Origin of the sequence: Massilia sp. CT11-108 (genome assembly GCF_047302915.1) — a bacterium.
In the GTDB taxonomy this organism is placed as follows: domain Bacteria; phylum Pseudomonadota; class Gammaproteobacteria; order Burkholderiales; family Burkholderiaceae_D; genus Telluria; species Telluria orientalis.
Map to the genome: position 1 here is coordinate 49,374 of NZ_JBKYMO010000001.1, position 12,612 is coordinate 61,985.

General features: G+C 63.1%; 9 protein-coding genes. 7 read left to right on the plus strand and 2 right to left on the minus strand.

The features are described from left to right. The first annotated feature begins 400 nt into the window (after positions 1-400). From ACEN88_RS00225 to ACEN88_RS00240, 4 genes are all read left to right on the plus strand, one after another. Positions 401-2,236, plus strand: coding sequence for a S8 family peptidase (locus ACEN88_RS00225; RefSeq protein ID WP_413336831.1), 1,836 nt, complete (start codon positions 401-403; stop codon positions 2,234-2,236). A gap of 138 nt (positions 2,237-2,374) precedes the next feature. Continuing rightward, the gene (locus ACEN88_RS00230; protein ID WP_413336832.1) at positions 2,375-3,994 is read left to right on the plus strand and encodes a S8 family peptidase; all 1,620 of its coding nucleotides are present in this window, start codon (positions 2,375-2,377) and stop codon (positions 3,992-3,994) included. 113 nt (positions 3,995-4,107) lie between these two features. Continuing rightward, positions 4,108-5,184: a DNA polymerase IV gene (gene dinB / locus ACEN88_RS00235; RefSeq protein ID WP_413336833.1), complete on the plus strand. Its 1,077-nt coding sequence runs from the start codon at positions 4,108-4,110 to the stop codon at positions 5,182-5,184. A gap of 89 nt (positions 5,185-5,273) precedes the next feature. Then, positions 5,274-6,170 carry a recombination-associated protein RdgC gene (locus tag ACEN88_RS00240; protein WP_036233477.1) on the plus strand — a complete coding sequence of 299 codons (897 nt, stop codon included), beginning with the start codon at positions 5,274-5,276 and terminating at the stop codon, positions 6,168-6,170. Between the two features lie 42 nt (positions 6,171-6,212). Here ACEN88_RS00240 and ACEN88_RS00245 read toward each other — a convergent pair whose 3' ends face one another. Beyond that, on the minus strand, positions 6,213-7,835 hold the full coding sequence (locus ACEN88_RS00245) for a catalase (protein ID WP_413336834.1): 1,623 nt from the start codon (positions 7,833-7,835) through the stop codon (positions 6,213-6,215). Between the two features lie 124 nt (positions 7,836-7,959). After that, the gene (locus ACEN88_RS00250; protein ID WP_413336835.1) at positions 7,960-8,445 is read right to left on the minus strand and encodes an asparaginase domain-containing protein; all 486 of its coding nucleotides are present in this window, start codon (positions 8,443-8,445) and stop codon (positions 7,960-7,962) included. A 134-nt stretch (positions 8,446-8,579) separates the two neighbouring features. Here ACEN88_RS00250 and ACEN88_RS00255 point away from each other — a divergent pair, with 134 nt between their 5' ends. The 3 genes from ACEN88_RS00255 (at position 8,580) to ACEN88_RS00265 (ending at position 12,609) form a co-directional block, all read left to right on the plus strand. Continuing rightward, positions 8,580-9,344: an L-asparaginase gene (locus tag ACEN88_RS00255; RefSeq protein WP_413336836.1), complete on the plus strand. Its 765-nt coding sequence runs from the start codon at positions 8,580-8,582 to the stop codon at positions 9,342-9,344. A gap of 431 nt (positions 9,345-9,775) precedes the next feature. Then, positions 9,776-11,602, plus strand: a complete 1,827-nt coding sequence (locus ACEN88_RS00260) for a YadA family autotransporter adhesin (RefSeq protein WP_413336854.1) — start codon at positions 9,776-9,778, stop codon at positions 11,600-11,602. A gap of 173 nt (positions 11,603-11,775) precedes the next feature. Further along, entirely contained in the window at positions 11,776-12,609 is an 834-nt protein-coding gene (locus tag ACEN88_RS00265) for a response regulator (RefSeq protein ID WP_413336837.1), read from the plus strand. Positions 12,610-12,612: the final 3 nt, after the last annotated feature.

A 12,612-nucleotide genomic window follows, 5' to 3' on the forward strand; every position in this document is an offset into this window, starting at 1 on the left:
TCGCGAATTGCTTTAAAGCTCGTGCACCAAAAAGTGCTCTGACGCCGAATTTCTTCGTTGGTGACGATTGAGATATCTCAATGTTGAGGATGTGCATATGTGAGCAACGCCTGACAGTCACGGAACATTGTTAATTAATTGGTCTTGCCAAGGCGATATGTTCTTCTGCTGAGTTCACAGTTTTCCGAAGAATCTAGGTTTTAGCGCTATCAATCGGTGAAAGTGTTGTATAGACATCGAATCCAATTGTGAAATTTCTACACGTTCATTTCTTTCGCGCTAATCTGGCACTCCCGCTTTTCAGACGGGAAATCGACGCTAAAAAAGCGTCGAGACAAAAGATCTCAGGCAATCACGCCTGCGGAAAATCAACTTTTGTGTTTTTCTAAAAGGAATAAACATGAAGTCTCAGCAATCGAAGTCTCCGGCAGTGTTGAAACTGTGCGCCGCGGCCGTCCTTGGTCTCGGCGCCGGCGTTGCGGGCGCGGGGGTGCCCGCGGACGTGCCGGCCACACACGCCGCGCAGCGTGTGGCCGTCTCGGACCAGACCGACCGCATCATCGTCAAGTACAAGGACGAGAGCGCACCGGTCGTCTCCAAGGGCGGGCAGGTATCGGTCGCACGTGCAATGCCGCTGTCCGCCTCGCGCAAGGCCGTGGTCGACCGCGCCGGCCAGCAGTTCGGCATGCTGGTGAAGGCGTCGCATTCGATCGCCACCGGTGCCCGCGTCTTCAGGCTGGACCGCAAGGTGTCGCTGGCCGATGCCGCCAAGCTGGCGGCAGAGCTGAAGTCGCGCGATCCTTCCGTCGAGTACGCCGAGCCGGACCGCATGATGCATCCGCTGTTCACGCCGAACGACTCGATGTACAGCCAGCAGTGGGATTTCTTCGAAGCGACCGGCGGCCTGAACGCGCCGGCCGCCTGGGACAAGTCGATCGGGACCGGCATCCGCGTGGCCGTGATCGACACCGGCTACCGCCCGCACGCCGACCTGTCGGGCCAGATCCTGGCCGGCTATGACTTCATTTCCGATACCGCTATCGCGAACGACGGCAACGGCCGCGACAGCGACGCCAGCGATCCGGGCGACTGGACCGCGGCAGGCGAGTGCGGGGCCGGCGAACCGGCGTCGAACTCGAGCTGGCACGGCACCCACGTGGCCGGCACCATCGCCGCGGCGACGAACAACAGCACGGGCGTCGCCGGCGTCGCATACGGCGCCAAGGTCGTGCCCGTGCGCGTGCTCGGCAAGTGCGGCGGCTACACGTCCGACATTGCCGACGGCATCATCTGGGCATCGGGCGGCACCGTGTCCGGTGTGCCGGCCATCGCGGCGCGCGCCCAGGTGATCAATATGTCGCTGGGCGGCGGCGGCGCGTGCGACACGACGACGCAGAACGCGATCAACAGCGCCCGTTCGCGCGGCACCGTGATCGTCGTGGCGGCCGGCAACGAGTCCCAGAACGCGAGCAACAGCAACCCGGCCAACTGCGCGGGCGTGATCACGGTGGCGGCAACGAACCGCTCCGGCGGCCGTGCCTCCTACTCGAACTACGGCACCGTGGTCGACGTCGCGGCACCGGGCGGCGACAGCGGCGCGGCCATCCTGTCCACGCTGAACGCCGGCACCAAGTCGCCGGGCGCCGACAGTTACGCGGGCTATATGGGGACGTCGATGGCGACGCCGCACGTGGCCGGTGTCGTCGCGCTGATGCTGGCCAAGAACCCGAACCTGACGCCGGACGAGGTCGAGTCGCGCCTGAAGTCGAGCACGCGTCCGTTCCCGGCCAGCTGCTCGGGCTGCGGCACCGGTATCGTGGACGCCTCGGCCGCGGTGGACGCGGCGGCCGGCACGGGTGGCGGTACGGGCACGACGATTTCGGAAACGGAGTCGAACAACACGCTCGGCACGGCCAACGGCGTGACGACGTCCGGCACGACGGTCAATGCCGCGATGGGCAGCTCGACGGACACGGATTATTTCTCCGTCCAGCTGCCGGCCGGTAAAACCCTGAGCGCGACGATGACGCCGAATTCGAGCTCGGACTACGACCTGTACATCTACAACAGCGCGGGCACCTTGCTGGCGCGCAGCGAGAATGGCACGGGCAGCGCGGATACCGCCACGTCGTCCAACACGGGCTCGACCACGGTGACCCGTTATGTACGCGTCGTCTACTACAGCGGCGGCACCGGTTCGACCAGCGGCAAGTACACGCTCAAGCTCACCTGGTAATGCGTTATAACTGGACTCATAACCGTTAAAATTCAATTACTTAACGAAACTTTCCTGTTGTAAAAAACCCGAAAAACGGCCCCATGTGGGCCGTTTTTCGTTACGCTGCACAGTTCGGTTTACTGAAAAGGATGCAGCATGACGCAGCGCCACAAGATCTCTTCTTTGTTGAAAATTTGTGCAGCGGCCTTCGTTGCCGCCGGTTTCGCCGGCCCGGCCGTGGCGCAGACCAATCACGCCGTCGTCCAGACCGACCGCATCATCGTCAAGTACAAGGGCGACAGCGACACGTCGAAGACCGGCGTGGCCGCACGCGGCATCGACCGCGCACGCCAGGCGCTGATCGACCGCGCCGGCCAGACCTATGGCGCCACGATGCGCGCGCTGCGCGCGACGGCGAACGGCGCGAACGTGCTGCAACTCAACCGCACGATGTCGCTCGACGAGGCGCGCCAGCTGGCCGCCGAACTGAAGTCGCGCGACGCCAACGTCGAGTACGCTGAGCCGGACCGCATCATGGTCCCGCTGGCCACCCCGACCGACCCCAGCTATACCCAGCAGTGGGACCTGTACGAAGCCACCGGCGGCATCAACGCGCCCGCCGCCTGGGACAAGTCGACCGGCGCCGGCATCAACGTGGCCGTGATCGACACGGGCTATCGTCCGCACGCCGACCTGTCGGGGCAGATCCTGCAGGGCCATGACTTCATCTCGACGACCACGATCGCCAACGACGGCGGCGGCCGCGACACCGACGCCAGCGACCCGGGCGACTGGGCCCCGGCCGGCAGCTGCGGCACGGGGATCCCCGTCGCGGACCAGAACTCGAGCTGGCACGGCACGCACGTGGCCGGCACGATCGCCGCGAAGACCAACAACGGCCTCGGCATCGCCGGCATCGCGTACAACGCCAGGATCGTCCCGGCGCGCGTGCTGGGCCGTTGCGGCGGCTACACGTCCGACATCGCCGACGCCATCGTCTGGGCGTCGGGCGGCACCGTGACCGGCGTGCCCGCCAATGCGAACAAGGCGCGCGTGCTGAACCTGTCGCTGGGCGGCACCGGCGCCTGCGACACCACGACGCAGAATGCGATCAACAGCGCCCGCTCGCGCGGCGCCGTGGTCGTCGTCGCGGCCGGCAACTCGAACACGAATGCGATCAATTCGAACCCGGCCAACTGCGCGGGCGTGATCACCGTCGCGGCGACGAACCGTGCGGGCGGCAAGGCGTCGTATTCGAACTACGGCACCAACGTCACCATTGCGGCACCGGGCGGCGACAACGGCGCCGGCATCCTGTCGACCTTGAACGCGGGCACGACGACGCCGGCATCGGACAATTACGCCTGGTACATGGGCACGTCGATGGCGACGCCGCACGTGGCCGGCGTCGTCGCGCTGATGCTGTCGGCGAATCCGAACCTGACGCCGGATGACGTGGCCGCCAAGCTGAAGTCGACGGCGCGCGCCTTCCCGGCCGCGTGCTCGGGCTGCGGCGCCGGCATCGTCAACGCGGCCGCCGCCGTGAACGCGGCGCTGGGCTCGACGACCACGACGACGACGACCCCGACCTGGACGTATTGCGCCGCCGAGAACGGTACCTGCTCGTTCACCGGCACGCGCGACGTGCGCTACGGCACCGCCACGAGCTATGTGACGAAGACCTTCACCGGCTCCGTGAAATGCTCGAACTCGGTGTTCGGCGATCCGGCCTATCGCGTCGCCAAGTCGTGCAGTTACTCCAGCGTCACCAAGTAAGTCCTCTCTACCGCCGCCGCATCCCCGCGGCGGCGTTCCCCCTTGCACTATTCCTAATTCCCAGCGATACTGTATGCAATTACAGTAGTCGCTCGGCGCGGGCGACCGCCACCGTGAACGCCCCCGTCCGCAAGATCATCCACTGCGATTGCGATTGTTTTTACGCATCCGTCGAGATGCGCGACGACCCGTCCCTGCGCGGGCGGCCGCTGGCCGTCGGCGGGCGGGCCGAGCAGCGCGGCGTGGTCGCCACGTGCAACTACGAGGCGCGCCGCTTCGGCATCCATTCGGCGATGGCCACCGCGCAGGCGGTCAAGCTGTGCCCGGACCTGATCCTGATTCCACCGAACATGGAAAAGTACCGGGTCGCGTCGCGCCAGATCATGGACATTTACCGCGACTACACGGACCTCGTGGAGCCGCTGTCGCTGGATGAAGCCTATCTCGACGTGACGAACTCGCCGCATTGCAAGGGCAGCGCGACCTTGATCGCGCAAGAGATTCGCCGCCGCATTCATGAAACGGTCGGCATCACGGCGTCGGCCGGCGTGGCGCCGAACAAGTTCGTCGCCAAGATCGCCAGCGACTGGAACAAGCCCGATGGACTGTTCCTCGTGCGGCCGGATGAGGTCGACGCGTTCGTCGCCGTGCTGCCTGTGAAGAAATTGTTCGGAGTAGGGAAGGTGACGGCCGCGAAGCTGCATCGCCTCGGCGCGCAGACGTGCGGCGACCTGCGCGACTGGAATATGGACAAGCTGCAGCAACACTTCGGCTCGTTCGGCGCGCGGCTGTACGATTTGTGCCGCGGTATCGACTACCGCGACGTGAATCCCGTGCGCGAGCGCAAGTCGATCAGCACGGAGGAGACGTACACGCCGGACGTCCCCGACCTGGATGGCTGCCTCGCGTTGTTGCCGGACCTGTACGAGCATCTGCTCGGCCGCATCAAGCGCAACAATGCTGAAAAATTCATCAATAAATTGTTCGTGAAGATCAAATTTGCCGACTTCCAGCGTACGACCGTCGAGTGCGTGGGCTACGCGCCGAACATGACGACGTTCCGTCACCTGATGGAGACGGGCTGGCTGCGGGCGAGCCGTCCCGTGCGGCTGCTGGGCGTCGGCGTGCGCCTGAGCGATACGGAAACGGTCGAGCAGCTGAGCTTGTTTGACGAACGTGCAACACAATAAAAATCCCTTGTCGACGACGTGAATTTTGCCGCCAGTCAGCGTGTAGAATGTCGTTCCTTTGAAATATCGAGATAACTGGAAGCAACGTTATGTGGTTCAAGAATCTTCAGATCTACCGCCTGCCCGCACCGTGGAATTTCTCCCCTGAACAGATGGAAGAGGCCCTGCAGTCGCAGGCGTTCACGCCCGCCAGCAGCAACGAATTGCTGCGCCAGGGCTGGGATTCGCCACGCGGCAACGGCAAGCTCGTTCACGTCGTCAACAAGCAGATGCTGATGATGCTGGGCACGGAAAAGAAATTGCTGCCGAGCTCGGTCATCAACCAGGTCGCCAAGGCCAAGGCCGCCGAGCTGGAAGAGCAGCAGGGCTTCCCGCCGGGCAAGAAGGCGATGAAAGAACTCAAGGAACGCGTGGCCGACGAGCTGCTGCCGCGCGCGTTCTCGATCCGCGGCAACGTGTGGACGTGGATCGATCCGGTCAACGGCTGGCTCGTCGTCGACGCCGCCAGCCCGAGCAAGGCCGACGACGTCATCAAGCTGCTGCTGAAGGCCGTCGACAAGCTGCCGCTGGAATCGCTGCGCGTGCAAAAGTCGCCGGTCGCCGTGATGACGGGCTGGCTGGAATCGGACGAAGCGCCGTACAACTTCACGATCGACCAGGACACGGAACTGCGCGCCACCGGCGAGAGCAAGGCCGCCGTCCGCTACGTGAAGCACTCGCTGGATCCGGAAGACATCCGCCGCCACATCGCCAACGGCAAGCAGTGCACGCGCCTGGCCATGACGTGGAACAGCCGCATCTCGTTCGTGCTGACCGAGCAGCTGGCCGTCAAGGGCATCAAGCCGCTGGACGTGATCAAGGAAAACGAAACGATCACCTACAGCGACGACGAGCGTTTTGATAACGACATCATGCTGATGACCGGCGAGCTGGCCAAGATGCTGACCGACCTGGTCGAGGCACTGGGCGGCGAAGCCAAGGCGTAACGAAAAACGGCCCGGATTTTTTCATCCCCGGGCCGTTTGTCTTTATTTCGCCGACGCCACTTCTTCCGTCGTGGCCGGTTCTTTCTTGCCGACGCCGCTTTCCGGCTGGCCGCCCGAATAGGTCGAGCCCGGGCGATTCTCGCCCGGCGCCGGCTTGCCCGGCAGCGGCTGCAAGGCTTTCGCCTTTTCCACGTCGATGCCAGCGATGTCGGCCACGCGACGTCCGTAATCCTCGTCGCAATGCCACAGGTGCCATACCATGCGCAGCTGGATCACTTCCGGACATTTCTTGAGGTCGTTGCCGACATTGTTGACGAGGTCGTCCCGTTCCCAATCCGCGAACGTGCGGTAGCGGTCGCCGGCCTGCTTGTAGTCGTCGGCGGTGCGGCTCGTCTGGTAGCGGCCCAGGTGGCCTTCGACGTGCTGGTGGTAATCCTTCTCGGGCTGCGGTGCCTCGCCCAGGCCGCCCAGCAGGCTCGGTTCGTAATTGATGTGCTTTTCTTCGCCGCCGCCGTCGACATGGAAAGTCATCTGGCCGTCGCGCTGGTTCGTGCGCGCGATCGCTTTTTCTTGCGGCGCATTGATCGGTAGTTGCAGGTAGTTGGGCCCGACGCGGTAGCGCTGCGTGTCCGAGTAGGACAGGGTGCGGCCCTGCAGCATCTTGTCGTCCGAAAAGTCGATACCGTCGACGAGCACGCCCGTGCCGAAGGCCGATTGCTCGGTTTCGGCAAAGACATTGTCCGGGTTCTTGTTGAGCACCATGCGACCCACGGGCAGCAGCGGGAAGCGGTCTTCCGGCCAGCGTTTCGTGTCGTCCAACGGGTCGAATTCCAGTTCCGGATGCTCGCCGTCGCTCATGATCTGCACGCAGAATTCCCACTCCGGAAACTCGCCGCGCGCGATCGCGTCGTACAGGTCGCGCGTGGCGTGGCTCGTGTCGTGCGCCTGGATCTCGGCGGCCTGCTGGCTCGTCAGGTTGCGCACGCCCTGTTTCGGCTGCCAGTGGAATTTGACGAGGTGGGCGATGCCCTGGTCGTTCACGAGCTTGTACGTGTTGACGCCCGAGCCTTCCATCTCGCGGTAGTTGGCGGGAATGCCCCACGGGCTCTTGACCCACGTAACCATGTGCAGCGCTTCCGGATGGCTGCAGATGAAATCGTAGAAGCGCCACGGCTCCTGCTGGTTCGTGACGGGGTCGGGCTTGAAGGCGTGGATCATGTCCGGGAACTTGATCGCATCGCGGATGAAGAAGACTTTCAGGTTATTGCCCACGAGGTCCCAATTGCCGTCGACCGTCTTGAGCTTGACGGCGAAGCCGCGCGGATCGCGTGCCGTCTCCGGCGATTCCTTGCCACCGATCACGGTCGAGAAGCGCACGAACACGGGCGTCTGCACGCCGGTCTCGTTGAGGACGCGGGCACGCGTGTACTTGCTGGCGGGTTCGTTGCCGATCTTGCCGTAGGCCTCGAAATAACCGTGCGCGCCCGTGCCGCGCGCATGCACCACGCGCTCGGGGATCCGTTCGCGGTCGAAGTGGGTGATCTTTTCGATGAACTGGTAATTCTCGAGGGTGGCCGGACCGCGTTCGCCGACGGAACGCATGGCCTGGTTGTCGCGGACGGGATGCCCCTGGCGCGTGGTCAGGGTGGGGCGCTGCTCGCTCATCGCATGGCTCCTTCAGGTTTGTTGGAAAACCATTATAGGAATTGACGAAAGCGAGCAGCGCCCGACACACCGGGGTCAGAGCCCGATTTTGGGCAATTGCCCAAATCGGGGCTCTGACCCCGGCTTACAGCGCCTGGAACACGCCCGCTGCGCGATTCTTCGTGACGTTATTCCAGGTGAACACTTTGCCGTTCATCGCGACATAGACGCCCGGCGGCAGCATCTGCGCGGCGGCGCAGGCGAAGCCGAAGTTGAACAGCGCATCCGAGTTGGCGATTTCGTACGGGATCATGGCACCGGTGAACACGATCGTCTTGTCCGACGTTGCCGCGCCCAGCACCTCGGCCGTTTCGCGCATCGTATCGGTACCGTGCACGATCACGATCTGCTTCTCGCTCGCGGCCTGGCACGCGGCCAGCACGTTCTGGCGATCGCTGTCCTGCATCTCCAGCGAATCGAGCAGTGACACGACCTGCAGTTCGACAGGAATGGTCATGCGGGAACGTGCAATGACCTCCGGTAAGTGGCTTTCGGCAAAGCCCAGAACGCCATTGAGTTCGTTATAGTGTTTGTCGAAAGTGCCGCCAGTGGCGATGATCCGCAAAGTCATGATGATTTGAAAACTCGGTAAAAAAAGGTGGGTAATGATAGCCGCAAACCGTAGTGTTTCCGTATGTGTCTGCGCTAGAATCGTCCGGATCGGATGAGTATCCTTTCTCCTTTTTGGGCCGAGCCCGCCTTCCAATGAAACCCGTCGCACCTGGAACCGTCATCTTCCATCGCCATCGCGGCTATGGTGTCATCACCCACGTCAACCTGCTGACAGGCTGGATTTCCGCACGCTTCGGCAACGAGTCGCGCACGCTCGACCTGAACCTGTCGACCGACGAGGTGCAGCACGCCGATGGCGAAGCGATCCTGTTCCGCCGCTCGCCGCCGGACCGCATGCCGCATGCGCGCCTGATGGCGATGGTGCGCGAGCTGCACATGGCCGGCTACGAAAAACTGTACCTGTATTCCTGGCCGAAGCCGTCGGGCCTGCATTGGCGCTGGCAATTGTTCACGGGTAAGCGCGACTGGATGCAGCGGCCGTGGCGCGAAGGCTGGTACGGCTCGGGCGCCGACTACAACAACAATCCCGTGATGGGCTGGGGTGATGCGCCCGGCGCCAGCACGGATGAGTTGATCCATGCACTGGCGAAGTTCGATCCCGAAGGTCTTGCGCGCGCGCTCGGGCGCGACGAGGATCACACCGCATGGTTCGCGAACGTGTGTGATGCGCTGCTGCCGGGCTATATGTATTCCTTCGATATGGCGCCGATGCAGCCGAATGCAAACGGCGGCCTCATCGAGATGCCGCCGGTGCCCATCGTTCCCGTGCGTGCCGGGTTGCCCGCGTATGCCGGGCCCGTGATCGAGTGGCCGCCCGGCTGGGCCGGTCTATGGACGCGCCGGCATGAGATGCCGATGCGCAAGCCCAACTTCACCGGCGAACCGGAGTTACGGTAGGGTGGGGTGTTTGATGCCAGAGTATCAAACACATGCCCACATCTTCACGATGTGTTGAAAGTCACTTCCTGAGCCTGGTTGCCTGGATCTCGTCCAGGCACTACATCATCCCATCCTCCTGGTAGCTGTCCTGCCTGCCATTGAATCCAAGGTCCGCTCTGCGGTGCCATTGGGTTCGTCATGTCTATTCGTTTGTTAAACCCAAACCCAATAAATTTACCGACATTAAAAGATTTATTGCTCCGTAGCAAATGTTAACTTTGCCGGCTCGGCTCAGAATCTCCACCAACTTGATGCAACCGCCGCTCGGGCGCCATCACGATTCAGTTGTCGATGATCGTGAAGGCCATCCATCAAGGCGACGCGACATTATAAAAAGATGGAGGAGACGACGATGCCACAAAAGCAACTTCACATTTTACGGAAAAAGCATGAGGAATAAACCAGCGTTTGCACATCCGGCACGGCGTCTGCCGGCCAAATCGACAACCTCGCTTGCCGTCGCAATCAGCGCGGCCATGGTCGCACTTGCGGCCTCCGCACCAGCACGGGCCGATTACACGGTGAACGGGACGACCACAAAGACGATTGCATACTGCGACGGCAACATTGCAATTTCGGGAAGCGGCGCCTATCCGGCCACAGCGACGGGCTGCGACAATATTGCGATCGGCGTTTCTGCGACCTCGAAAGCAGGTTCTCCGGCCGCTTATAGCAATGCCATCGCGATCGGGACCGTGGCTTCGGCGACTGGCGCCCAGGCCACGGCGGTAGGCAGCAGTTCTACCGCGATCGGAGACCACGCGGCGGCAATCGGCTCCAATTCCAACGCCACCGGCGCGCAGGCAACGGCAATCGGCGACGGCGCAGTCGCGAACGGTACGACGGCCTCCGCATTCGGCCAGGGCGCTTCCGCGGTCGACCAGTCGACGGCGGTCGGACAAGACGCCAAGGCCAATACCACGTTTTCGACGGCCATAGGCAAAGGCAGTGTGGCGGCGGGCGGTACGGCACTCGGCTTCCAGGCAAACGCGGGAGCGGGCGATGCGGTCGCGGTTGGTGTGGATAGCGTGGCTTCCGGAGCCGGGAGCGTTGCCATTGCCCGTTCGACGGCGTCGGCAACGAATGCAGTCGCCATCGGCGAAGGCGCGACTGCTGCGGATGCCAATTCCGTCGCGCTGGGTTCCAACGCGACCACGCGCGCAGCGACCACCGTCGGCAACGTGAAGGTGGGCGGGGTAACCTACAATGGCTTCGCGGGTGCCCCGGTGGGCGTGGCGAGTGTGGGCAGTGCCGGCGCGGAACGTCAGGTCGTCAACGTCGCGGCCGGCGACGTCAGTGCCACGAGCACGGACGCGGTCAACGGGTCGCAGCTGTACTCGGTCGCGAACCAGGTTTCGACGGTGACCAATCAGGTGGGTGCGGTCGCCAGCCAGGTCAATGCGGTGTCCAACAGGGTCGACACGGTCGCCGCCCAGGTCAACACCGTGTCCAACAAGGTCGACACGGTTGCGGCCCAGGTCAACACGGTTTCCGACAAGGTCAACACGGTATCCGACAAGGTGGACACGGTTGCGACCCAAGTGACTTCGGTTTCCGGCCAGGTGACGACGTTGAAGACGACCGTCGGCAAGATGGAAGCGAGCATGTCGGCCGGCACGGTCGCGGACCAGACGGGAACGGCAGTCGGCCGCAACTCTGCGGTGAGCGCGGTGAACGGCACCGCTACCGGCACGAACTCGAAAGTGACGGCCGCGAACGGTACCGCGATCGGCGCAAGCTCGAATGTTTCTGGCCAGAACTCGACCGCCATCGGCGCGAACAGCCAGGCCACGGCCAACAATGCCGTCGCGCTGGGAGCGAACTCGGTCGCCGATCGTGACAATACCGTGTCGATCGGCTCGGCCGGCGCCGAACGCCAACTGGCGAACGTCGCGGACGGTACGGCACCGACGGACGGCGTGAACGTGCGCCAATTGAACGGTGCGATCGGTTCGGTCCGTGACGAGATGTCGCAGTATCGCAAGGATGCCAACGCCGGTACGGCGAGCGCGATTGCAGTCGCCAGCCTGCCGCAAGCGGTATTGCCCGGCGAGCGCGTTGTCACGATGGGCGCCGGTACATATGGCGGTCAAGGCGCAGTCGCCGTCGGTATTTCCGCCGCGACGGACAAATGGCTCGTCAAGGGCTCGATGTCGAAACCCGTGTCGCGCCACGGCGCGTTCGGTGCGGGCGTAGGCGTCGGTTATCGCTGGTAACTCGTCCACTCCATTGCGAGTGGACTGATCTGCGCGAACCGCAATGCGAACGGTGCGTATCCGACGGCATGTAATTGCTTTTCATTAAAGTTTTGCTGACTGCTCTATAATGTTTACATTCTTTGCAAAGCTTGTGCCGTCGGTAACATTTGCCGCCTCACCGTTCGCAGTCCATGCCGTCCAGCCCGTACAGCCCGACGCTCAGCCATTCCGCTCAAGATATCGCTGGCGCCCACATCCTTGTCGTCGATGACCGCCCGAACGAGCTTCAATTACTGATCGAAATCCTGCGCGCATCGCGTTGCCGGATCAGCGTCGCGTTCGACGGGGCGCAGGCGTACAACCGTGCGCAACTGATTGCGCCCGACCTGATCCTGATGGATGTGCGCATGCCGCGCATGGACGGCTTTACGGCGTGCCGTCTGCTGGCCGCGAATTCCGCCACCCAGGCCATTCCGATTCTCATCCTGACCGCAGTCGATAGACTCGACGATCGCATTCACGGGCTCGAACTGGGCGCGATGGACTATATCGTTAAACCGTTCGAACCGGCCGAGGTGATCGCGCGAATCCGGAATCATCTGAAAAAAATCATCCGCACGCGTCTGGATGAGTACCTGCCCGACCTGCCCGACGGACCCGATGCGGCGCTGGTACGCGCGGCCGCCGCGGTGCTGGTGCGCGACTTGCGCAATGCGCCGACGGTCGAGGAACTCGCCAGGCTCGTCGGTACGCACGAAAAACGCCTGTCCCGGGCGTTCCGCGACAATCTCGGCCAGACTGCCGGCGAATATATCCGCGACACGCGCCTGAAGACGGCCCAGCGCTTCCTTCTCAATACGTCGATGACCATCGGCGATATTGCGGAAGAGATTGGCTTTTCGACTGCAGGGAATTTCGCCACTGCATTTCGTGAGCGCTTCGAGACGACGCCATCCGACTGGCGGCGCCAGCATGGCCGGACGGGGGACGTCTCTCCGTGTGCGGAACAACTGTCCGATGCATAGACT